The 22,075-nt window shown below is 45.6% G+C and carries 21 protein-coding genes; 14 read left to right on the top strand and 7 right to left on the bottom strand.

Annotation, left to right across the window (positions count from 1 at the left end):
- Positions 1-27: 27 nt before the first annotated feature.
- Positions 28-243, bottom strand: coding sequence for a hypothetical protein (locus H6F90_RS27550; RefSeq protein WP_190555183.1), 216 nt, complete (start codon positions 241-243; stop codon positions 28-30).
- Positions 244-403: 160 nt separating this feature from the next.
- Between H6F90_RS27550 and H6F90_RS30930 the strand changes: the two genes are divergently transcribed.
- Positions 404-2,839, top strand: a complete 2,436-nt coding sequence (locus H6F90_RS30930; RefSeq protein WP_190555182.1) for an NACHT domain-containing NTPase — start codon at positions 404-406, stop codon at positions 2,837-2,839.
- A gap of 49 nt (positions 2,840-2,888) precedes the next feature.
- Here H6F90_RS30930 and H6F90_RS27540 read toward each other — a convergent pair whose 3' ends face one another.
- Complete coding sequence (locus tag H6F90_RS27540; RefSeq protein WP_190555181.1) at positions 2,889-3,764, bottom strand: NAD(P)-dependent oxidoreductase; 876 nt, start codon at positions 3,762-3,764, stop codon at positions 2,889-2,891.
- A 351-nt stretch (positions 3,765-4,115) separates the two neighbouring features.
- Between H6F90_RS27540 and H6F90_RS27535 the strand changes: the two genes are divergently transcribed.
- Positions 4,116-4,601 (top strand): DUF4112 domain-containing protein, encoded by a 486-nt coding sequence (locus tag H6F90_RS27535; protein WP_190555180.1) that lies wholly within the window; start codon positions 4,116-4,118, stop codon positions 4,599-4,601.
- A gap of 126 nt (positions 4,602-4,727) precedes the next feature.
- Positions 4,728-5,804 carry a hypothetical protein gene (locus tag H6F90_RS27530; protein ID WP_190555179.1) on the top strand — a complete coding sequence of 359 codons (1,077 nt, stop codon included), beginning with the start codon at positions 4,728-4,730 and terminating at the stop codon, positions 5,802-5,804.
- 123 nt (positions 5,805-5,927) lie between these two features.
- On the opposite strand, the gene H6F90_RS27525 is transcribed toward H6F90_RS27530, so the two are convergent.
- Complete coding sequence (locus H6F90_RS27525) at positions 5,928-6,194, bottom strand: transporter suffix domain-containing protein (RefSeq protein ID WP_190555178.1); 267 nt, start codon at positions 6,192-6,194, stop codon at positions 5,928-5,930.
- 86 nt (positions 6,195-6,280) lie between these two features.
- Positions 6,281-7,162: a carbohydrate ABC transporter permease gene (locus H6F90_RS27520; protein ID WP_370588111.1), complete on the bottom strand. Its 882-nt coding sequence runs from the start codon at positions 7,160-7,162 to the stop codon at positions 6,281-6,283.
- Positions 7,163-7,489: 327 nt separating this feature from the next.
- On the opposite strand from H6F90_RS27520, the gene H6F90_RS27515 reads away from it, so the two are divergent.
- The 9 genes from H6F90_RS27515 (at position 7,490) to folE (ending at position 18,016) form a co-directional block, all read left to right on the top strand.
- Positions 7,490-8,185: an aldehyde oxygenase (deformylating) gene (locus H6F90_RS27515; protein ID WP_190555177.1), complete on the top strand. Its 696-nt coding sequence runs from the start codon at positions 7,490-7,492 to the stop codon at positions 8,183-8,185.
- 242 nt (positions 8,186-8,427) lie between these two features.
- Entirely contained in the window at positions 8,428-9,447 is a 1,020-nt protein-coding gene (locus tag H6F90_RS27510; protein ID WP_190555176.1) for a long-chain acyl-[acyl-carrier-protein] reductase, read from the top strand.
- Between the two features lie 89 nt (positions 9,448-9,536).
- Entirely contained in the window at positions 9,537-10,109 is a 573-nt protein-coding gene (locus H6F90_RS27505) for a class I SAM-dependent methyltransferase (RefSeq protein ID WP_242024652.1), read from the top strand.
- A 12-nt stretch (positions 10,110-10,121) separates the two neighbouring features.
- A complete protein-coding gene (locus H6F90_RS27500) occupies positions 10,122-10,811 on the top strand; it encodes a glycosyltransferase family 2 protein (RefSeq protein ID WP_190555175.1) in 690 nt (229 codons plus the stop codon).
- Between the two features lie 24 nt (positions 10,812-10,835).
- Complete coding sequence (locus tag H6F90_RS27495) at positions 10,836-12,725, top strand: hypothetical protein (protein ID WP_190555174.1); 1,890 nt, start codon at positions 10,836-10,838, stop codon at positions 12,723-12,725.
- Between the two features lie 36 nt (positions 12,726-12,761).
- On the top strand, positions 12,762-14,837 hold the full coding sequence (locus H6F90_RS27490) for a hypothetical protein (protein ID WP_190555173.1): 2,076 nt from the start codon (positions 12,762-12,764) through the stop codon (positions 14,835-14,837).
- Positions 14,838-15,124: 287 nt separating this feature from the next.
- Complete coding sequence (gene accA / locus H6F90_RS27485) at positions 15,125-16,105, top strand: acetyl-CoA carboxylase carboxyl transferase subunit alpha (RefSeq protein WP_190434653.1); 981 nt, start codon at positions 15,125-15,127, stop codon at positions 16,103-16,105.
- 420 nt (positions 16,106-16,525) lie between these two features.
- Positions 16,526-17,251 (top strand): SDR family oxidoreductase, encoded by a 726-nt coding sequence (locus H6F90_RS27480; RefSeq protein ID WP_190555172.1) that lies wholly within the window; start codon positions 16,526-16,528, stop codon positions 17,249-17,251.
- A 57-nt stretch (positions 17,252-17,308) separates the two neighbouring features.
- Positions 17,309-18,016 carry a GTP cyclohydrolase I FolE gene (gene folE / locus H6F90_RS27475; RefSeq protein ID WP_190434647.1) on the top strand — a complete coding sequence of 236 codons (708 nt, stop codon included), beginning with the start codon at positions 17,309-17,311 and terminating at the stop codon, positions 18,014-18,016.
- A 79-nt stretch (positions 18,017-18,095) separates the two neighbouring features.
- Here the strand turns inward: folE and H6F90_RS27470 are convergent, their stop codons facing one another.
- Positions 18,096-18,761 carry a phosphoribosylanthranilate isomerase gene (locus H6F90_RS27470; RefSeq protein WP_190555171.1) on the bottom strand — a complete coding sequence of 222 codons (666 nt, stop codon included), beginning with the start codon at positions 18,759-18,761 and terminating at the stop codon, positions 18,096-18,098.
- Positions 18,762-18,982: 221 nt separating this feature from the next.
- On the opposite strand from H6F90_RS27470, the gene psaK reads away from it, so the two are divergent.
- Both psaK and H6F90_RS27460 read left to right on the top strand, forming a co-directional pair.
- A complete protein-coding gene (gene psaK, locus H6F90_RS27465) occupies positions 18,983-19,258 on the top strand; it encodes a photosystem I reaction center subunit PsaK (RefSeq protein WP_190555170.1) in 276 nt (91 codons plus the stop codon).
- 315 nt (positions 19,259-19,573) lie between these two features.
- The gene (locus H6F90_RS27460) at positions 19,574-20,803 is read left to right on the top strand and encodes a site-2 protease family protein (protein ID WP_190555169.1); all 1,230 of its coding nucleotides are present in this window, start codon (positions 19,574-19,576) and stop codon (positions 20,801-20,803) included.
- On the opposite strand, the gene H6F90_RS27455 is transcribed toward H6F90_RS27460, so the two are convergent.
- Together H6F90_RS27455 and H6F90_RS27450 are read right to left on the bottom strand one after the other, a co-directional pair.
- On the bottom strand, positions 20,796-21,617 hold the full coding sequence (locus H6F90_RS27455; RefSeq protein ID WP_190555168.1) for a biotin/lipoate A/B protein ligase family protein: 822 nt from the start codon (positions 21,615-21,617) through the stop codon (positions 20,796-20,798). The genes H6F90_RS27460 and H6F90_RS27455 overlap by 8 nt on opposite strands.
- Positions 21,574-22,074 carry a YbjN domain-containing protein gene (locus H6F90_RS27450; RefSeq protein WP_190555167.1) on the bottom strand — a complete coding sequence of 167 codons (501 nt, stop codon included), beginning with the start codon at positions 22,072-22,074 and terminating at the stop codon, positions 21,574-21,576. The genes H6F90_RS27455 and H6F90_RS27450 overlap by 44 nt, the downstream gene beginning before the upstream one ends.
- Between the last annotated feature and the right edge of the window lies 1 nt (position 22,075).

Here is a 22,075-nt window from a genome sequence, read left to right as displayed (position 1 = left end):
ATTTGGAGGAGCGATCGCCACAGTTGCTTAATCATCTGCTTTGGACTGAGGTGGCAGAGACTTGAGCGAAGTTTTTAGTAGCACCCAATCGAGATAGAGAATCAGCAGTTGCATTTTCAGGTAGTTGCTGGAGTATTTGAGGTTGCGATCGCTGAATGCCCATTCCCAAAACTTCTTGAGCAGCAGACCGAAAACAACTTCAGCAGATTTTCGCAGCGTTAGATAAACCAAACTTTCAACCATTGCCGTGACCTCGGTGAACTTATTGAAGTCACTGTCTCAATTCTCTTTAGTAGCTATTCATTGCACATACGCTGACTTGGGCTGACTTGGCGTGACTTAAGTCCAAACTTGCTGAGAGGCTTTGGTTACACTGGCTTTAATGTGATTGCAAACCCCGCAAATGCCACTTCCTCGTGAATTTCTGGCTCTGACTGCTCGTGAGAAAGAACTGTCTGTAGGTGAAACCGAGGTACTAATTGAGCTATTTGGTAGCAACAAGAGTCGGCAGGAAGTTGCAGATAGCTTGCATATCTCTGACAGTGCGTTGAGTACCAGACTCGGTAAGATTTACGGGAAATTTGCGATAAAAGGAAGCGGCCCCGTCAAACTGCAAAAGCTACAAGACTATTTGGTTGGGCAACTTCAAAAATGGAAGCCTGCTGGTAATGCCCAACAAGATGAGGCAGGTAATGATATTGATACTTTGGTGCAAGCGGTACGGGAGCAGATTAAGCCGCTAATTAAAGAGCGATGCGGGACAATGCGGGTGCTGGACATGACCCAGCCAGTCGCGCTAACCGGGAAGCAGGGGATTTATACCAACGTCAATATTTTGGAGAAGATTACGGGGCGCAGGCGGTTAGGAATTGAGGAACTGCTGAAAGGGTGTGATCTCGAAGAGTTCGATCGCTTGGGTTTAAGCCGAGTCACTGAAAAACGCGTATCAGGCTTAACAGCAGTGGAGCATTACTCGAAGTTGATGGTGTTGGGCAAACCTGGAGCAGGGAAAACCACCTTTTTGAAATATCTGGCGATGCAGTGCATTGTAGGGAATTTTCTAGCTGATCGCATCCCAATTTTTATTACTCTTAAAAGCTTTGCTGAGGATGAAGCTCAACCAAATTTGTTGGCTCATATAGAACGGTCAATAACAGCCGATCCTGTTAGAACCAATCAGCATTTATTTCAACGATCTAATTTAGAATCCTGCCAATCGATTATTCAGAAAGGACGGTTGTTAATTTTGCTGGATGGCTTGGATGAGGTGCGAGAAGAAGATACGACGAGAGTTTTACGACAGATTCGGGATTTTTCTGAGAAGTTTTATACTAATCAGTTCGTAGTCACTTGTCGGATTGCTTCCAAAGAATACACGTTTCAACAGTTTACTGAGGTTGAAGTTGCAGATTTTGATGATGAGCAGATTCATACCTTTGTAGAGAATTGGTTTAAGTGCCGAGAGCCACAGAGCGCTAAGAATTTAACCCAAAAGCTAATTGAGAGACTCGAAGAAAGTAAGCCAGTCAAGGAATTGGCTACTAATCCATTACTTTTGACCCTCTTATGCTTGGAATTTGAAGAGCTACTTGGATTTCCGACAAATCGGGCTGAATTATACGAGAGAGGGTTGGCGGTTTTATTAAGTAAATGGGACACCAGTCGTCGAATTGAGCGTGACCAGATTTATAAACGGTTGTCTCTCAAAAGAAAGGAAGATTTGCTCAGTCAAATTGCGCTCATTACTTTCGAGCAGAAGGACTACTTCTTTAAGCAGAAGACGGTTGAGGGCCATATTGCTGCGTATATTAGCAACTTACCCGATGCCCAAAATGACCTAGAGATGCTCATACTCAATAGCGAAGCGGTATTAAAGTCGATTGAAAGCCAGCATGGTCTTTTGGTGGAGAGAGCTAGAGGAATTTATTCTTTTTCACACCTTACTTTTCATGAGTATTTCACTGCCAGAGAAATAGTTTTTAATAATGTATACCAGAACTTAATAGTTCATGTTACTGAAAGACGTTGGCGAGAAGTTTTTCTACTTGCAACAGGCATGATGAGAAAAGCTGATGATTGGCTCCAAATGATGAAGAGGAATATTGATCAACTAATAAATCATGAAAAAAAGTTACAAGATTTTCTATGTTGGATTGTCACAAAATCCTTTGATACACCTTATAAATCAGCTGCCATTCGATTTTTCTATTTTAATATTGGTTTTAATCGTGGCATTTCATATAATGCTTCTTCCGACATGGACCGTTTTTTAACATATTCAAACAAAATTGATAATAGCATTCAGTCAATTGATCATATCCCTAAACTTGTTCTCGATCATTCTCTAAGCCACGCCCTAAGATTAATTGAAACCATCAATATTAGATCATTGAAGCAATACGATAGCAAGCATTCGCATCCATTCAATATTCCCCCTGATCAAGGTTTATATGTAGATATTGAAACTGCATCCAGACTTGATCCTACGCTTGGAGACTTGTTGCCAAAGTTAAGCAAGCAATTATATAACTCGTTTAGGCATAGTCATATTGGTATTGATTTCTTAAACTGGTGGAGAATTAATGGCAAGGATTGGGCCAATCGATTTACAAGTGTAGTCATAGAGAATTGTGACATTGGGCACAACTGGCAATTGAGTGAGCAGCAACAACAGCTTTTGAGGCAGTATTATGATGCGAATGAACTATTAGTCGATTGCCTCAACAGCGATTGCTACGTTAGCCGGGAAGTACGGCAAGAAATTGAAGATACCTTGCTTTTACCGATCGCAGAACTTGAAAAATACAAAGCCGCGAAAGCTGCTCAACAAAGCGGTTAAGGGTACAGATCCGCTTCATGCTTGTGATAGCAGCCCCTAACGCGATCGCCTAGACCTTACCTCTTAATGCCTCTAATTCTGCTCGCAGAGACAATGGCGCATAGCCGAGCGAAAATGCCAGTGAACTATCAAGCGAAACATCGGGTGGTCTAGGCGCAGCCATTTTTACATCTTGTTGGCGGCCCGCTTTGAGTCCTGTCTCTGGTAATCCCAGCACTTCTACTAGTAAGCGGCCAAACTCATAACGGGAGATGCGTTCTTTCCCACCCAAATGCACATAGCCTTGCACCTTTTCGAGCGCTAGCAGGAGTCCTTGAGCGGCTGTCGTACCACTGGCAGGCGTGCGAAACTCATCAGTAAACAGGCGTAGCTCTTGCTCATCCCGAAGCATTTGGATAAAGGGTTGCATGAAGCTGTTGGCAGTGGGGCTAGCGGCTCCAAACATCAGGGGCATCCGGCAGATAGCAGTCTGAGGATAACGCGATCGTATTCCTGCCTCAGCTAATACTTTTTGCTCCCCATACAGATTCACCGGATTAACTGGGTCGGTTTCGCGGTAAGGCGGATTGAGGCCATCAAACACTAAGTCAGTAGAAGAGAACACACAAGGAATGGCGCGATCGCTACAAAGCCCTGCAATGTTGCAGGAAGCCGTAACGTTAATTGCATGTGAAGCTTCAGGATGGGTTTGGCAATAGTTGGGGCTAGATTGCGCCGCTAAATGGATGACTGCATCCGGTTGGACGGTTTCAAACAAGTGCTTGAGGGCGACAAAATCGCTGATATCGACTTTGAGAGCCGTGACTCCAGCCATTGCGATCGCTTGGGAACAGTAAGTGCCGTAGACATCCCACTGGCGCTGAGCAATTTGGCACAGGTGCCATCCTAAAAAACCGCTGGTTCCGGTGATTAACAGTTTTTTCAAGCTTTATTTCTCAGTAATCTCGTACGTCTTACCACTAATTACTACACTAATTTTCTTAGTTTCTTTGGGTGGTTTGTAAGTCGCAATTTGTAGAGCAATAACAGTAGCTGCTGCGATTAGCGCACCTAATAAAGGGTCCATAATCTTCCCTGATGTTTGACTTAAGCTGTTTTATATTCTGACTCGAGAAATTAAGTTATGCCAAACATTACTAGTGTTTCTTGATACAACCTCTTGCTATGTGTTGTTTGCATGAGTTGGTATCAGAAATGTTAATAATCCTAGGATGGCGACGTGACAAGATAGCAGGATTCTAGTACTCTAAATTGCCAACCTAATTGGCTACCTCTCATGCGTCTCGATTCGGATGCCAAAACTGCTCGACTCAAGCGAATTCGTAGCCTGAGTCACCTGCTCGACAACTCTATTACGATTCCGGGGACTCGCTACCGTTTTGGCCTTGACCCCATCCTAGGGCTTTTACCCGGTGGCGGAGATTTAGCGAGCTTCTTATTCTCGGCTTACATTATTTGGGAAGGTGCCAAACTGGGCGTGTCTCAAGAAACCTTAACCCGCATGGTATCCAACGTGCTATTTGATACGGTAGCTGGCACGGTGCCTGTACTGGGGGATTTCCTAGACGTAACTTGGAAAGCTAATACCAAAAACGTCGCATTGCTTGAAGATCACCTCAGGGTTGCTCCCGCTAATGCCCGCTCAGTGAACCGCTGGGTTGTCGTTGCAGCACTGCTGGGACTGCTCATTGTATTTATTGGCGTGGTGACACTGAGCTTTTTAGTCTTCAGTTGGCTCTTCCGACAACTAACAGGTGGCTAAGGACAAGTGATGGGTTGTTAATGGGGCTGAGCGATCGCAGACTCACCAACTTTGGTCAGTTTTTCTCATGGCAACCCCTTGTAGGCATGTCATAATGATCCGGCTGTTTTCTGCACATGGTTTCTCATGGTTCAAGCTCCTCAATTTCCCACCGACCTTGCCGCTGCTGCTCTAGAAGGTGGACTAGAACTCAATTTCGAGCTGCCTGATCCAGAAGATGAGCAGATTCCAGATTTAGAATTTCAGCAACGTGTAGAAGCCGCTTGGCAAGTTTGCGATCGCTTTGACCTCCAGACTGACATTTGGCGAGGTCGAATTTTGCGAACCGTCCGCGATCGCGAAAAACGGGGAGGTGAAGGACGTGGCACCGGATTCCTCAAGTGGCTGCAAGACCGAGAAATCAGCAAAAGCCAAGCCTACTCCTTGATTGAGGTAGCCGATAGCGCCGACACTCTCTTAGAAGGCGGCTATCTCGACACCGACTCCGTCGAGCGCTTTAGCAAACGCGCCTTTGTCGAAACAGCCCAAGCTGCTCCGGAAGTGCAACAAATGGTCAGTGACGCCGCGAGAAGGGGCGATCGCATTACCCGGCGCGAAGTGCGGCAGCTCTCCGACGAATGGACCGCCATGACCTCCGATTTGCTACCAGAAGTCATCAAAGAAAAAGCCGCCGCCAACTCCATCCCCTCGCGTTATCTAGCGCCATTCGTGCGGGAAATGGAAAAACTGCCAGAGTCGCACCAAGCGGAACTCCGCGAAGCGGTAGCCGAAAGCCCAGACGTAGACACCCTCAAGCAAGTCACTTCTGAAGCCAAGTACCTAGCCAAATATCTAGAAGCCGCCACCAACGTCCAAGCCCTCAACAACGAGTCCCTAGACCTAGAAGCCGCTTTAGAAGAAGCTCTCCGCATCGGCTCCCTTAGCTCCACCGCTGATTTAGTCAACCAAGCCGCTCAGCTCGAACAAACGATTGCCAAGCTTTACACCACCTGGAAACGAGTCACAGGCTTAGTCGATCGCCTCTACGTAGACAGCGGAGCCAGCACCCCCCACCTGCGATCGCTCCTTAGCTGCCTCAACCACCTCTCCGGAGAAGTCGTCGAAACCCAAATCGGTAGCCTAGAATCCTCCCGAACCATCCGCCTCACTATTCAAACAGACTTGAGGGATGAGGAAGGGGAAGGGGTGAGGAGTGAGGAGTGAGGAGTAAGACACAGAAAGAGCAAGAGCATCGAAACACTCATACTTAGATTCGTTTGGAGGGGGCCTGGGGGACGCAACCGTCTCTCAGCGGGGGTTTGGGAGCGAGTGCCCCCAAGGATCGGATTACCTCAAACTGCGCCCCAACCGATTAATTCCCCGCTTCAGCGATCGCCACATAGCCTTGAAATTAAAAAACTGTTTATAGCGCTGCGCCGCCTCCTTCCCCACAATCAGCAGCCCCAGCCAAAACAAAATCTCTGCTAATACCAGCAGTGCAGGGATCAGTAAGGTTTTTTGCGTTGTCGTGATTGGTAGCTGGGGTAAGACCAACGGGATCGCGGCCCAGGGCAAAAACGACACCCCTACTAAAACCCAGCCTAACTTCTGCATGATCTGACTCCTGCAACCCCAGTCTTTCAGTATAAGGGCCGCTTCATGCACTGTTGAAGATTCAAGTCTGTAGTAGAAACTACCATCTAGCTTTTGATTCCTGTAGTGGCAATACCTTGGATGAACTGCCGCTGCCCCACCAAAAACAGCAGCACCACTGGAACAGTTGCGATTACCACCGCTGCCATCATCAAAGGCCAATTGTTTGTAAATTGCTCTTGAAAACTGGCCAAAGATAACTGGACAGTCTGTAATTCTGGACGAGTCGTAAACACGAGCGGCTTGAATAAATCATTCCACTCACCAATAAAAGTAAACAGGAATAGCGTCACCAAGGCTGGACGAGCCAACGGCAGCATCACTCGCCACAAAATTTGCCAACGAGTCGCTCCATCTAAAGCTGCAGCTTCTTCTAGTTCCACCGGAATCGTTTGGAAATACTGGCGCAGCAAAAAAATGCCAAATCCGTTGGCTGCTGTGGGTAGAATCAGCGCTCCGTAGGTATTAATTAAGTGACCCCACTTCAAAATCAGGAAAACCGGAATCACCAACAGTTGAAACGGAATCACGAGTGTAGCCAAGACGAGCAAGAGAATTGCCTGCCGCCCCCAAAACTGGAAGCGAGCCAAAGCGTAACCTGCCAAAGCGGATGTGAGAGTCTGCAGCCCTGTTACGGCGATCGCCACCAACGTCGAATTGGCGAAAGCCAACAGAAAGTTGCCTCGTTGCCAAGCTTCCCGATAACTGTCCCAAGACCATCTTGAGGCGAGGTTTTCACCTACGTTGCTGAGTGCGGGAGTCGGTGTCAAGGAAGTCCAGAAAACGATGGCAAGGGGAGACAAAATAACCGCAGCCCCAGTGAGCAGCAGCAGGCCATTCAACCACGCTAAAGTCCGTTCCCAACTCCAGACAGGTTTGACAGAGGGAGAGACTGGGACATTGAGTTTTTTAGGTAAATTCTGACTCACGCTCGGTTCGCCTCGTGCGCTGGTTTAGGAGTACTGTACGCTTATAGTTATGGTAAATATGACCATTGGGTGAGTTTTCTTACTTATTCATGCTGTAAGGTCATAAATAGACAGTAGCGTGAGTCTCGATGCAACTGCTTAGTGATCGACTCACGGGTCAACTTGTGATATTCCCACTTTCTGCTTGGTCGATCCGCCATTAAAAAAGGTTAAAGTAACTTAAGGTTGTAAATTAATAATTTACATTCTGCCGTCACAATCTTTAGTCCATAGTTCTACCAAGTCGAACTATCACCGACTGATTCATGATGAGGAGACAAGAGATCCATGCCGCAGCTTGAGGCCAGTCTAGAAATTGACTTCCATAGCGCAGCCTACAAAGATGCCTACAGTCGGATTAACGCGATTGTGATTGAAGGCGAACAAGAGGCTCACGAAAATTACCTAAAGCTGGCTGAAATGCTGCCGGACAATCACGATCAATTGGTGAGTTTAGCCAGAATGGAGAATCGCCATAAGAAAGGCTTTGAAGCCTGTGGTCGTAATCTCCAAGTCACGCCAGATATGGATTTTGCCCGTCAGTTCTTCTCTGACCTGCATGGTAATTTTCAGGTCGCAGCGGCAAACAACCAGATTGTGACTTGCTTGTTGATTCAATCCCTCATTATTGAGTGCTTTGCGATCGCAGCTTACAACATTTATATTCCCGTTGCCGACGACTTCGCGCGTAAAATCACTGAAGGCGTAGTCAAAGATGAGTACAGTCATCTGAACTACGGGGAAGAATGGCTCAAAGCTAACTTTGAAACTGCCAAAGCTGAGCTAGAAGTAGCGAATCGGCAGAACTTACCCTTGGTTTGGCGCATGTTGAACCAAGTCGCAGAAGACGCTCAGGTTTTGGGCATGGAAAAAGAAGCTTTAGTAGAAGACTTCATGATCCAGTATGGCGAAGCGCTGAGTAACATTGGTTTTAGCACTCGCGATATCATGCGTATGTCTGCTTACGGTCTTGCTGCTGCCTAAGTTAGGAACATTCAGGCAACCTCAGGAGTCTGATGAGGCAACCCATTGCCAACCTTTCCTTTTGATCAGAGTCAGTTGTTTTCTACTGAGCGATCGCTATTTAGTACATGCACGAATTTGCCGATCAGAACCTACCAACTGATCGGCAAATTTATGTAGTATTTTTGAGTGCTTTGAGCAATCACCCGTTTCAATTACTACTAACCTAAAGCTAGCCTGAATCGTAGGCTCCCCAACCGTCCATGTTTGGTCTTATCGGTCACCTCACTAGTTTAGAACACGCCCAATCTGTTGCCAGAGAGCTAGGCTACCCAGAGTACGCTGATCAAGGATTAGATTTTTGGTGTAGTGCTCCCCCGCAAATTGTTGACACTATCACGGTCACCAGCCTAACGGGCCAAAAGATTGAAGGCAAGTACGTTGAATCTTGCTTCTTGCCTGAAATGTTGGCCACACGACGCATCAAGGCAGCCACTCGCAAAGTGATTAATGCCATGGCCCACGCTCAAAAGCATGGCCTTAACATCACGGCTCTAGGTGGATTCTCTTCAATCATTTTTGAGAATTTTAATCTAAATCAAATTCAGCAGGTCCGGAATATCAAGCTGGAGTTTGAGCGCTTTACCACTGGTAACACTCACACCGCCTATATTATTTGTCGTCAAGTTGAACAGGCAGCAAAACAATTAGGGATTGAACTCTCGAAAGCGACAGTTGCGGTTTGTGGAGCTACTGGAGATATTGGCAGTGCCGTGTGCCGCTGGCTAGATGCTCGGACAGATGTGGCAGAACTGTTGCTCATTGCCCGCAATCAAGAGCGCTTATTCGATTTGCAAGCAGAATTGGGTCGTGGCAAAGTCATGGAGCTGGACGAAGCCTTACCCTTAGCGGATATTGTCGTTTGGGTGGCTAGTATGCCCAAAGGTGTAGAGATTGATCCGTCTGCCTTAAAGCAGCCTTGTTTGCTGATTGATGGTGGCTACCCGAAAAACTTAGGGACTAAGATTCAGCATCCTGGTGTGCATGTTTTGAACGGCGGCATTGTGGAGCATTCCCTCGACATTGATTGGCGAATTATGCAGATCGTCAGTATGGACGCTCCTGCACGTCAACTGTTTGCCTGCTTTGCAGAATCTATGCTTCTAGAATTTGAGAAATGGCATACCAATTTTTCCTGGGGGCGCAACCAAATTACGGTTGACAAAATGGATCAGATTGGAAATGCCTCAATGAAACATGGATTTCGCCCTTTACTACTTTAAATGGAATAATTGGCTCAGATCTTGAGATAATTGATGCGCTGTCGGATGTTTTTTGCCTTTCCAAAAAGCATCAAAATATCTTGGGAGAAATGCTCTCTAAAATTATGAGTGAACCCTTTTTAGAGCCTATACTGCGATGGATGCGGCTTCAGAGAGTCGTTTCTCGAATTGCTCCAAACTCCACGGTTCTGGATGTAGGATGTGGTAGAGCAGCAGTTTTCTTAAAAGCGATCGCTCCTCGTATTGCCCAGGGCTTTGGAGTAGACTTCAAAGTAGACACTGTAGAGTTCAAAAACATCAAAACTCTACAGTTCAAATTTGATGGTTCCTTGCCTTTCGCAGATGCCAGTTTTGACGTAGTAACGATGCTAGCTGTGCTAGAGCATATCGAATACGAGCATCAAATCTTGCAAGAAATTCATCGGGTTTTAAAGCCTGACGGTAAGCTAATAATCACTGTACCCTCCATTTGGGCACAACCCATTCTGGAGTTCTTAGCATATAAATTAAAAATTGTATCTGAAGCAGAGATTAGAGATCATAAAAGGTACTATAACCGACAAAAGTTGAGGAAGGTGCTTGTGGGAGAAACTAACTTTCGTAGCTTCCATCACCAATATTTTCAGCTTTGGATGAACAACTTCTGCACTGTTGTTAAATAGAACCGTCAACAGATGAAGCTAACTGTAGTAATCCCTTGCTTTAACGAATTAGGTAGTATTGAGCAGATCGTTAAAGCAGTGAAGGCCTCTCCAATCAAAGACTTAGAAATCATCATCGTAGATGATTGTTCCACTGACGGCACTAGGAATCTATTAGCGTCCGCTATAGAGCCGCAAGTTGATCAGGTGCTCTACCACAAGAAGAATTATGGCAAAGGAGCCGCCCTACGTAGTGGTATTCAAGCGGCTACTGGAGACATCGTCATTGTGCAAGACGCAGACTTGGAGTATGACCCTCAAGAATATCCTTTGATGATCCAACCCATCCTAGACGGCAAAGCAGATGTAGTCTTTGGATCTCGTTTTATGGGAGGCCGACCCCACCGAGTTGTCTACTACTGGCATATGTTAGGGAATAAGTTTTTAACTACTCTCTCTAATATGCTGACTAATATTAATCTCACTGATATGGAAACTTGTTATAAAGCTTTCAAACGTGAGGTAATTCAGGCGGTCAAGATTGAAGAGAATCGCTTTGGCTTTGAGCCTGAAGTGACTGCAAAGGTTGCTAAGATGGACTGCCGTATTTACGAAGTTGGCATATCCTACTATGGTAGAACCTATAAAGAAGGTAAAAAAATTGGCTGGAAGGATGGGTTTCGAGCCATTTACTGTATTTTGAAGTACAACCTATTTCGTTGATTCTAGCTCTGAGCTAGTCAGAAGATGCAGGCTGAAAAATCAAAGAATATTTTATATATTGAGTGCCTCCTTGTTTTTACGCTTTGTTGTGTCGTTTATCTAGCCAATAAAAAATTAATAAGTACTGGAGATTCTTTACCTAATTCATTACTAGCGTTGAATTGGCTAAAGAACCATACTCTTTACTTTGATTCTTTTAGAAATAACTATTTTTTTGAAGACTATGATGGTCTACCGTATTTTTTTGCAGAGTCTAAAAGCAATCATCTAGTTTCTGTCTACCCAATTGGCGCTGCTATTGTTAGTTTGCCAATTTACTTAGTTTTTTCGATTTACTTAGATGTAATAGCTTTTATAAAAACTAACATTACAGGTATTCCCTTTGATTTTAATTTAGCTAATGCAAGCTTTGAACCTTATAGACAAGCTTTTGAAAAACTTGCGGCAACACTAGCTACTTCCCTGTCAGTTGTCATCTTTTATATATCTAGTCGTCTGAAATTTCCTCTTGCCACCTCTCTTGTTTCTACTTTCATATATGCTTTTGCCACAAACACTTGGATGACTAGTTCTCAAGCTTTATGGCAACATACTGCGACTAACTTAGTGCTGGCAAGTCTGCTCTTATGCTTGCTAAAAGCTAATCGAACCGAAAAAAAACACCTCAGATTCCTGCTGTTTTTAGCAGGTTTTTTTTGTGGATTGTTACCTATTATTCGACCTACTAACTTACTTTTTTCTATTGCGGCGATATTGTATTTAGTCTCAATATATAGAAGAACAGCATTATTTCTACTTTTGGGTCTTCCTGTTAGCCTCTTGGGAATGGCTTGGAACTTCTACAATTTTGGTGATTTCCTAGGTGGATATACAGCTTTAGGAAGTGCTTACGAGGTGACATTTTATAGATTTAGTTTTAATCAGTTTCTACAAGGGTTTTTGGGATTGCTATTTAGCCCTAGTAGAGGTGTTTTTGTCTTCTCACCCATAGTCATATTTTGTATTCCTGGCTTCTGGCAAGTTTTCAAGAAATCCAAAAACTGTCAAGATGAAAGACTAATTGCATCTTTAGCTATTGCTGGGATAATTTTGTTTTTTAGTTATTGCTTTTATACAATTTGGTGGGCTGGAGGTTCATATGGCCCGAGATTTATTAGTGATATAAATCCAATACTTTGCTACTTGATAGGATATTTTATTGATAGCCAATTCAACTTTGTTTCAAGCAATCGAAAAATATTCATTTCAAGTCTAACTGTTTTTCTGATTTTTTTGGTGGTTTCTACGTTCTCTCAAGTGCTAGGTGCTTTTAGTAAAGCAGAATGGAATGGATTGCCGATTAATGTTGACACTTATCCTGTGAGACTTTGGGACTTGAAAGATACTCAGTTATCTAGACATGCCAAAAGTTTGTTCTTTCAGATTGCTAAACCCATTGAAAACATAGCAATATATTCTCAGAAGCTAGCAGGAACGATTGAAGAAGTTGAGAAAATTGATACGCAACAGTTAAATAAATATGTTCCCATACCAGATATTTCCACTCCAGGTGAGTTGATAATTTTAAGGGCTAAGCTGAGAAATACTGGACTGTCTAGATGGCTTGGTTATGAAATCGGGGTTATACCAGGGGAGACAAGAGTTCGCTTAAGGGTATTTGATCATATTAATACCCAGGTGCTCGAGACTCGCCTTTTTGTGAGTGGTATCGTAGAGCAAAACCATATCGCTGAGGCGATCGGTGCTTTAGCATTACCTAAAGAACTAGGTTCATATCGACTAGTTTTTGATCTGATTGCAGAGGGAATTGGAGAATTTCCAAGCAGCTCAAAATATGAATCTTATGAAGCCAAGATTATAATTAAATGTCAAATTACTGAAGAAGCTTTAAAGGAATTTTGTGCAAAGCGTTGATTTTTACTGTACTTCTAAATAGGTAGGCCTTAAACTGTGAATCATTTACTAGTGTTCTATAGAAGGATGATTTCCTTCCTTCCTTACGGCATAGGAATAGTTTTTGGTGTTCTTACAACTTTTTATCCAACACTCATAAGCAGATTTTCACGCTTGCAGCCTGACCCAGGCGATACTCGATTCGTTAACTATGTGTTGGAGCATTCTTTTCAGCTGTTAGTGAACAAAGATTACGTTGGGGAATTATGGTCTCCTCCTTTCTTTTTTCCCTTGAAAAATGCTCTTGCTTTTTCAGAGAATATGTTTGGTTCAGCACCTATTTATTGGTTATTCAGAGCCTTGTTTGACTCTGTATTAGCATTTCAATGGTGGATGATTGTAGTTTTAATACTGTGCTTCGTTTGCTTTGCATTATTAATGCAGCATTATAAGGTGAACTCTTGGTTGTCAGCTTTTGGAGCTTTCTTATTTACTTTTGGTATGCCAAGAGTTTCCCAGCTAGGTCACCAACAGCTACTACCTCAATTTTTTACACCCCTTGCTTTCTGGTTTTGTTGGGATTTTATTCGTCAACCAACCAACAAACGTTTAATTTTAACGCTATTATTTATTTACTTTCAATTATTGGCTTCAGTTTATTTAGGTTGGTTTCTATTATTTAGTTTAACTTTTGTTTTTTCAGTTGCCTGGTTTCTAGATAAAAATATTAAACAGAACTTATTTGAGTATCTTAGAAAAAACTACAAAGTCTTTATTGCCGCAGTTTTAGCTTGGTCTATCTTGATTGTTGGGTTATTCGCCCCCTATCTAGAAACGAAAAGGCTAATTGGGGGAAGACCTTATTCAGAAGTAGCAGATATATTGCCCAAGTTTACTTCTTGGCTACGTCCTGCTCCTGGTAGTTTATGGTGGCCTTTATTATCTTCCCAGCCTGAGAATTTTCTGCCTTGGCCTGTTGAGCATCATCTATTTTTAGGTTTTGCAGTTGTCCTATTAACAGGGTTTTCACTTTATGTTCTTTGGCGAAAGAAAGAAGTACTGACTTTCGAAAGGGAACTGCTAATTAAGACCTGCTTGGTAGTCGTTGCTATTCTCTTTATTCTGTCGCTCAAAATTGGTAATTTCTCTCTTTGGCGAACTATCTATGAAATTGTGCCTGGAGGCTCTGCAATTCGAGCAGTAACTCGAATATCGCTTGTTCTTTACTTCTATCTATTGATTGCGGTAATTGTCTGCTTTGATTCGTACATTAAAAAAGCAAGTCAATCTCGAAGATTGCGAGTATTGCTAGCAGGTGTGGTTTGTCTTTTGGGCTTGTCTGAGCAAATCACTTTAAGCCTAATGAGCTATGAAAAGGCTCCTTTTACCCAAGTGGAACTAGAAATGCAGGAGGTGATGAAAAAAGGATGTGATGTTGCTTATGTCTCAGCTACGACTGCAGACCCTAGTTTTTGGTCGCAACAGATGTTTGCGATGGCAGCAGGTATTCGAGCTAATGTCCCTGTGATTAATGGATATTCAGGCTGGACGCCTCCTGGCTATGACGGTTCTATGGCGAATGAACCTCGTAAGAATTTAGACCAGGTTGCCAAATTGTTACCCAAAAACTTTAAGGGGCAGTTGTGCGTTATTCTTCCAACAGATTACACAGAAGTGAAATCTGTAATTGCCCCCCATGGAAAAATTCAATACCGGAGTTTTGCGGGCAATTTTACTTCTTATTCAGCTCAGCTCCCCTTTCAAATCTTTGCGCAAGCTATAGAAGTGCTTAATCCTCCTAATAGTCTGAAACTGGGTTCAGTGATGACGCTGCCCGTTAGGGTCAAAAATACCAGTAACTTCCTTTGGTCGGCTAGAGGCTTAAAGCCTGTGCGTTTTGCCTACCACTGGATTGAACGGGATGGCAAAGTAGCGGTATGGGATGGAGAGCGAACTGAGCTGCCTTTGGAGGTTTCGCCTCAAGAATCCATTCTCTTGAATGCAAAAATTAAAGCTCCTGACGTTCCTGGAAAATATATATTGCGCTTGACAATGGTGCAGGAGGGAGTAGCTTGGTTTGATGATAAAGGTGCTGAAACTGAAGATCTTGCCGTGAATGTTGCTGCGCAGTAAGGTGATTCTGATATGCCAGTCATGTAAAGTAGCTGGTTTCCCTTGTCGATGTTTACGAGTACCCTTTTGCATCCACAAGAATGGAATCTAGTAATAATTTTAGAGCCAGGAAATTCAAAGACACTAAGTAGTAGATATTTCGCTACTGAACTGTATTTAAAGGTGATTGGGAAGTGCGAACCACATTTAATTAAGGGTGCAAGAGGGTGTAGCCTGGTTTGAGAGGCAGGGTAGCGAAGCCTCAGGATCTTTCTGTAACTGTTACTTCGGAGTAGTGTGGCGCTGGCATGGCAACGACTGAACGCAGACCTATTCTTTTAGATTTCGAAAAGCCCTTGGCAGAGCTAGAGGCCCGGATTCATCAGATTCGTGAACTTGCAGAAGAAAATGACGTCGATGTGTCTGATCAGATCCGTCAGCTTGAGGCGCGAGCTTTGCAACTTCGCCAAGAAATTTTCAGCAGTTTGTCTCCTGCCCAAAGGCTTCAAGTAGCACGTCACCCTCGTCGGCCTAGCACCCTCGATTACATTCAAGCGATTAGTGACGAGTGGATGGAGTTGCATGGCGATCGCGGAGGCACCGATGACCCTGCTTTGGTCGGAGGTGTAGCTCGGTTCGCGGGTCGGCCTGTGGTGATTTTGGGGCATCAGAAGGGGCGAGATACTAAGGACAACGTGGCTCGCAACTTTGGTCAGGCAGCACCCGGTGGCTATCGCAAAGCCATGCGATTGATGGAGCATGCCGATCGCTTTGGCATGCCAATTTTAACCTTCATTAATACACCTGGAGCTTGGGCTGGGTTGGATGCCGAGCGGTTTGGGCAAGGGGAAGCGATCGCCTATAACCTGCGGGAAATGTTTCGGCTAGACGTGCCAATTATTTGTACCGTGATTGGCGAAGGCGGATCTGGTGGTGCTCTGGGAATTGGCGTCGGCGATCGCCTATTAATGTTCGAGCATTCTGTGTATTACGTGGCTAGCCCTGAAGCTTGTGCTTCAATCCTGTGGCGGGATGCTAGTAAAGCTCCTCAAGCCGCAGAAGCCCTAAAAATTACGGCCTGGGACTTGAAGAGCTTAGGCATTTTGGACCAACTCTTGCCAGAACCCATTGGGGGCGCGCACTCTAGCCCCTTGGAAGCGGCGGCAACTTTAAAGCAGGCTCTCCTACAGCATTTGGAAGATTTGAGCCAAATGACGAATCAGCAACGGCGAGAACTGCGTTATCAAAAATTCCGTAATATTGGTGTTTTCTTAGAGGCCACGGCATAGTTGATTCCAGATTGATTAGCTCAACCTTGATTCTGAATTTAAGGCACAAATCTGCCCTAACCACTACCTAGCTAGGGAGCTTAGATCGCCTATGAGTAGGCGGCCTTGATTCTGAGTGATATAATTCACGAGGTAACATTTTTTTACATTTCCTCGGTGGCCTCTAAATGCTTCACCATGGAAGTGCTCGTTCTGGTCGCGACCTGCAACCACTAACTGCTTAAAGACAAGAGAGATTCTCAAAATTCAACGGGAGTGAAATGGTCTCAAACAGGGAATCCCCTCGGTTGGTTTTAAAGCTGTGGTTGTGCTGCGGCAACGATTAACTTGCTTACTAACTACTTAAAAATTGCATCAGCGAATCTCAAGTTTCCGATAGCTTAGATTGCTGGAATTGATGAGAGCGAATCAGGATATTTCATGGCTTCTCTAATAGAACGGCACGCTCTGATTACAGGAGCGAGCAGTGGAATTGGCAAAGCAACGGCCTTAGCGTTTGCCGAAGCTGGGATTCATTTGGCGTTAGTCAGCCGCTCTGAATCGAAGTTGGCGGCGGTCGCCGATGAGGCGAGACAGGCAGGCGTTACAGTGAAAACTTATCCGCTGGACTTGTCTCAAGTAGACCAAGTGAAAGAGCGCATGAGTGCGATCGCAGCAGATTTTGGCCCACTAGACATCCTGATCAATAATGCTGGCATCGCCTACACCGGCAGTCTAATGGAAACTCCATTAAATGACTGGCAACAAGTGCTAGATCTCAACCTGACAAGTGTGTTTCAGTGCATCCAAAGCATTTTGCCTAGCATGCGCGATCGCCAACAGGGAACCATCATTAATGTGGTGTCCATTGGAGGACAGCAAGTTTTTCCCAACTGGGGAGCTTACTGCGTCAGTAAGTTTGGCCTCATGGCCCTCTCCAAAGCCCTAGCGGCTGAAGAACGAGCTAACGGTATTCGTGTTTCTGCTATTTGTCCAGGCTCAGTTAACACACCACTTTGGGATACTGAGACTGTTCAGGCTGACTTCGACCGCTCGGCGATGTTAACACCAGAAGTTGTGGCTCAAGTAATTCTACAAGCCGTGCTTTTACCCAAGCAGGCTGTGATGGAAGAGTTAACCTTGATGCCCAACGCAGGAGTGTTTTAAGTTTTTCCCACTCCTGATTCGGCAACACCCACTTTGCAGCTACAAAATCTCTAACTTATGACTACTGCTTCTTCCAACAGTGCTACCGGCTCTAACGTACCTACTGTGTCTGATTCCATAACCCCTGAAGTTCGGCCCGATCGCAATACACTTCATGGTCAAGAGGCCAAAGTAGTTCCTCCTGCGGATAACGAACTCAAGGATGAGATGGCGGATGCCGTCCGGACTCTTTTGCTAGGGGTGGGAGAAGATCCGGAGCGAGAGGGATTGCTGAAAACTCCCAAGCGAGTGGCAGATGCTATGCGCTTTCTTACGAGTGGCTATACCCAGTCTTTAGAGCAACTGGTGAATGGTGCCATTTTTGATGAAGGCCACAACGAAATGGTCTTGGTGCGAGACATTGATGTTTTCAGTCTCTGCGAACATCACATGTTACCGTTTATGGGCAAAGCGCATGTTGCTTACATCCCCAACCAAAAGGTGGTAGGTCTGAGCAAATTAGCTCGGATCGTTGAGATGTATGGCCGTCGCTTACAAGTGCAAGAGCGCCTAACTCGTCAGATCGCTGAAGCGGTACAACAGATTTTGGATCCCAAAGGTGTGGCTGTTGTCATAGAAGCGACTCATATGTGTATGGTGATGCGGGGTGTTCAGAAGCCAGGCTCTTGGACAGTCACCAGCGCGATGGTCGGTGTGTTTCAGGATGACCAGAAAACTCGTGAAGAGTTTCTCAACCTGATTCGTCATCGTCCTTCTTTCTTCTAAAGCACCATTCTGGGTGACCTAACCCCCAGCCCCTTCCTTAGCAGGGAAGGGGAGCAAAATAAAAAAGGTAGGGGTGAGTCTAACTGACCCCTATTTTCTGTGTTTGTTGAAGTTGGTGAAAGAGGTGAGCCACCTGAGCTAGATCTTTGTCACCGGGCGATCGCTCAACTCCACTTGAGAGGTCGATACCGTCGGGTTGTAGCTGAGCGAGTGCCTGAGTAATATTGTCTGGGTTTAAGCCACCAGCTAAAAACCAAGGACAAGCGGGCGCAAATTTTTGCAAGCTTTGCCAGTCCAGGGTGACACCTGTGCCTCCTAGGAGCCCAGGGTGATAGGCATCCAATAGAAGGGTATGAACGTGACTATAGTAATCGGCGGCTTCCTGGAGTGCTGCTGCCGTTTTGATTCTGAGCGCTTTAATCACTTCTGTGTCTGGTAATGTCTCACGTACCTGAGCACAGAATTCTGGGGTTTCTGCGCCATGCAGTTGAACAGCGTTCAAGCCAGCGATCGCGACGACTTGACTAATCTCAGCTAGCGTTGCGTTGGCAAACACGCCGATCCGATCTACTAAGTGACCTGTTTGAGGATGAAGGGGTAACTGTTCTACTACCTGACGAATCTGGTTAGCCGAAACATAGCGAGGGGAAGCTGGAACACAGATAAACCCTAAAGCCGTAGCTCCTAGTTCTGCGATCGCTTGTCCTTGGTCTGGTTTGGTAATGCCGCAAATTTTAACCCGCATGCTGACTTGTAAACTCGTTAAGTAGGTTGTCGGTAAGATATTTAACCAAGGTTCAGGATTGATCGAGGTGGTTGCGATCGCGATCGGTTGCCGAAACTGTTGCGGATTTGTAGCAAAAGTTTAGTGGACTGTTAACTCTTAAGACAAATCCTAATTGTTTAGAAGGCTCTTTTTATAATCCTTCTTGTTTGTATAAGTTTATCAATGCAGGAGACGAAATCTTGCTTTATCCGACCTTGGTAGCGCTACAGGTGGCCTCGGCTCGCTCCACTGATTGGAGCCCCACTATCGGGCTAATTATGACTGCTTGCTGCTTATTTGCAGTTGCGATCGGTCGCTTTGCGATCAGAAAGAAGGGTGTAGGTCCAAAACTTCCTGTCCAAACGCCTGCTCTCTTTAGCAATTTTGGCGTTCCTGAGTTACTCGCCACCATGAGTTTTGGTCATATCTTAGGTGCAGGTGTCATCCTGGGGCTCACCAACGCAGGTGTTCTCTAGACTCCGCACTTTTTGAAACTCTCAATCTAGTTCAGGTAGTAGCGCTCAGCCTTGCGAAGTTTCTTGACAGGCTAGCACTACTACTTTTTTTGCCTATTTTCTAGCTGCTGATTATCTACGGCACCGCTAGCCTGATGTTTCCGTGAGCCATTGTCTATGCTAGTAGGGAGAGGGCTCTAGCTAGATGGTTGTTTCACAAAATTAGTACCGCATACATCGACTGAGCCTGACTTAGCTGCACATTTAGGAAAGGCAGCGCAGAACAATGGGGCTGGGTTTTGGCCGCATTGATCAACCTCAATTTAGGAAATTCCTATGCAGGCAGGCTGGCGAATCGGATCTGTATTTGGTATTCCCCTCTTTATCGACCCCAATTGGTTGTATGTTCTCGCGTTCTTTTCGATCCTCAACAGCGAGAACTACCTCAAACAACAATCCTGGAATCCAGCTTTTGCTTGGGCTGCGGGTTTCATGCTCGCTCTATTATTGTTTACCTCGGTACTGCTACACGAATTGGGTCATAGCCTGGTAGCACAGTCGCAGGGAATCAAAGTTAACTCAATAACGCTGTTCTTGTTTGGAGGGATTGCCTCCATCGATCAGGAATCTAAAACTCCAGGCAAAGCATTTCAGGTTGCCGTTGCGGGGCCTGCGGTCAGCCTCAGCTTATATCTGCTGTTGCGAGCGATCGCGCATATTCTACCAACTCAGAGCGTGGTTGCAGTCGTCACCGCTGATCTATCCCGCATCAACTTAGTTTTAGCCTTGTTCAATTTGATTCCTGGGTTGCCACTGGATGGAGGCCAAATCTTTAAGGCGGCGGTGTGGAAGGCGACAGGCAACCGATTTCAAGGTGTGCGTTGGGCAGTACGATCTGGCCAAACTTTGGGCTGGTTTGCCATTATCCTCGGAATGTTCGTTGTCTTTTTGGACTCAGACTATTTCATTAGTGGATTGTGGGTAGCCTTTCTGGGTTGGTTTATCTTGCGGAATGCTAGCGCTTACGATCGCATGACTGACTTGCAAGAAGCCTTAATGCAGATCAAAGCCGCAGATGCGATGACCCGAGAATTTCGAGTAGTAGATGCCAATCTCACCTTACGTCAGTTTGCAGATGACTATTTGCTAGAAGTTGCCCGACCCCCCACTTACTTTGCCGCCTCCGAGGGGCGCTATCGCGGAATGGTGGCGGCTGATGACTTACGCCAAGTGGAGCGGAGCCAATGGGAAAACCAGGCTCTACAAGCGGTGCTGCATCCACTGACCGCAATTCCTGCGGTCCAAGAATCTACTGCATTGATTGAAGTGATTAATCAGATGGAGACTCAACAACTCAACCGGATCACCGTATTGTCTCCAGCAGGTACTGTTGCAGGCGTGATCGATCGCGGTGATATTGTCCGGGCAGTTGGCAATAAACTGAATATCCAAGTTTCTGAAGCGGCAATTAAACGAATTAAGGAAGAAGGCAGTTACCCTCCGGGTTTACCGTTGCCTGCGATCGCTAGAACTACCGCAGAATCATTTTCTCTAGAAACTAACTAACCGCTACTGGCCCAGAGCCAGCGGGTGATTTGATTAGCTCTGCTTGGGTCATGACGGCTTGCCATTCAGATTCTGAGAGCGGTTGCGGCACGAGTTGCACTCCAAAGCAGCGTTGCAATGCTGTGACTAAGGCTTCTATGAGCGTTTGAGTCAAAGCTGTTCCCTGTAAAGATAAAGGCAACTTTGGCAAATGCAGGTTATCAGGTCCAAATACTTGGGCAAAGAGCGTAGCATCGGGTTCTAAGCGCATAGAACCATGCTGTAGAATTGCAGACCCTCGGCGTAGCTGGGCACTACCAATCAGTTTTTCGCCGTTCGGCAGAATTAAATCTGCGCTAGTGGCTGTGCCAAAGCAGTTGGGATTGTGAATATAGCCTCGGCCCGCCTCGCCGTATTGCAACTCAACGCCAAGCGATCGCCAACCCTGAATCAAAAACTCGCAAATGGCTTGGTACGCTTGCGTGCGGTTGCCTGGAAAACCGGAAGTAATCACGGCATAGGTTAAGTCGCCTTGATGCAGCACAGCGCGACCGCCAGTTGGTCGTTGCACCAACTCTAATGGCCTTTCCTGCCAAGTAATTTCTTGCCACTCAGTAGGCCACTGCCGCTGATGAAAGCCCAAGGAAATCGCCGCTGGAGCCCAAGTGTAAAACCGTAAGGTGGGTGGGTGAAGTCCTAAACAATGCTGATGAAACAGCCAAGCATCCAAGGCCATTTGCAGTCGCCCTGGCGCTTGGAATGGGGGAATGAAGCGCCACGGAGTTGCAGACTCAAGCGGCACTAAACTCAGCTTGGAGGGCGTCGTCGTTGTCATCGGCAATAGAGGCGACCACAGTAATGGCGCGGGAGATTTCACCCGGAGATAACTCTGCAACGGTGCGGGTGGCCACAACGACAACTTGCTCATCAATCAGAGCAAAACGAGCTTCAAAGGTGTCGCTCCAGTTCATCTCCAACAATTTGCGTAAAAGCTGGGCTTCATTTTGCACAGGCAGCTTCAAAATCTGCGCCCAAGTGGTAAATGTGTCGTCGTCCGTGTTGCCCGTGAGTTGGACAAAAACTTCGACGCTACCATACTTAAATTTCCACAGATGGCCGCTCTCGGTATGATTGACCATTGCGCTTTGGTCTTGATCCAGGCTAGAAATCACTGTTTCAATCACATCTGCGTGATTGTTCTGGGTAGAATTCTCGATTAGCTCGTTAACCAGCTGATTGCTAGATAAACTCTGGGTTGAGACAGCTTCCGCATCGGGTTGATAGTTAGTCATA

Source organism: Trichocoleus sp. FACHB-591, assembly GCF_014695845.1.
Classification (GTDB): domain Bacteria; phylum Cyanobacteriota; class Cyanobacteriia; order FACHB-46; family FACHB-46; genus Trichocoleus.
Note: the sequence above shows the minus strand (reverse complement) of the source record. Positions and strands in the feature narration are given on the sequence as shown.

Excerpts from the sequence above, each read along its gene's own strand:
- H6F90_RS27550 (WP_190555183.1), bottom strand. The coding sequence starts at position 243 with ATGGTTGAAAGTTTGGTTTATCTAACGCTGCGAAAATCTGCTGAAGTT.
- H6F90_RS30930 (WP_190555182.1), top strand. The coding sequence starts at position 404 with ATGCCACTTCCTCGTGAATTTCTGGCTCTGACTGCTCGTGAGAAAGAA.
- H6F90_RS27535 (WP_190555180.1), top strand. The coding sequence starts at position 4,116 with ATGCGTCTCGATTCGGATGCCAAAACTGCTCGACTCAAGCGAATTCGT.
- H6F90_RS27530 (WP_190555179.1), top strand. The coding sequence starts at position 4,728 with ATGGTTCAAGCTCCTCAATTTCCCACCGACCTTGCCGCTGCTGCTCTA.
- H6F90_RS27525 (WP_190555178.1), bottom strand. The coding sequence starts at position 6,194 with ATGCAGAAGTTAGGCTGGGTTTTAGTAGGGGTGTCGTTTTTGCCCTGG.
- H6F90_RS27515 (WP_190555177.1), top strand. The coding sequence starts at position 7,490 with ATGCCGCAGCTTGAGGCCAGTCTAGAAATTGACTTCCATAGCGCAGCC.
- H6F90_RS27510 (WP_190555176.1), top strand. The coding sequence starts at position 8,428 with ATGTTTGGTCTTATCGGTCACCTCACTAGTTTAGAACACGCCCAATCT.
- H6F90_RS27505 (WP_242024652.1), top strand. The coding sequence starts at position 9,537 with ATGCTCTCTAAAATTATGAGTGAACCCTTTTTAGAGCCTATACTGCGA.
- H6F90_RS27500 (WP_190555175.1), top strand. The coding sequence starts at position 10,122 with ATGAAGCTAACTGTAGTAATCCCTTGCTTTAACGAATTAGGTAGTATT.
- H6F90_RS27495 (WP_190555174.1), top strand. The coding sequence starts at position 10,836 with ATGCAGGCTGAAAAATCAAAGAATATTTTATATATTGAGTGCCTCCTT.
- accA (WP_190434653.1), top strand. The coding sequence starts at position 15,125 with ATGGCAACGACTGAACGCAGACCTATTCTTTTAGATTTCGAAAAGCCC.
- H6F90_RS27480 (WP_190555172.1), top strand. The coding sequence starts at position 16,526 with ATGGCTTCTCTAATAGAACGGCACGCTCTGATTACAGGAGCGAGCAGT.
- folE (WP_190434647.1), top strand. The coding sequence starts at position 17,309 with ATGACTACTGCTTCTTCCAACAGTGCTACCGGCTCTAACGTACCTACT.
- H6F90_RS27470 (WP_190555171.1), bottom strand. The coding sequence starts at position 18,761 with ATGCGGGTTAAAATTTGCGGCATTACCAAACCAGACCAAGGACAAGCG.
- H6F90_RS27460 (WP_190555169.1), top strand. The coding sequence starts at position 19,574 with ATGCAGGCAGGCTGGCGAATCGGATCTGTATTTGGTATTCCCCTCTTT.
- H6F90_RS27455 (WP_190555168.1), bottom strand. The coding sequence starts at position 21,617 with ATGACAACGACGACGCCCTCCAAGCTGAGTTTAGTGCCGCTTGAGTCT.
- H6F90_RS27450 (WP_190555167.1), bottom strand. The coding sequence starts at position 22,074 with ATGACTAACTATCAACCCGATGCGGAAGCTGTCTCAACCCAGAGTTTA.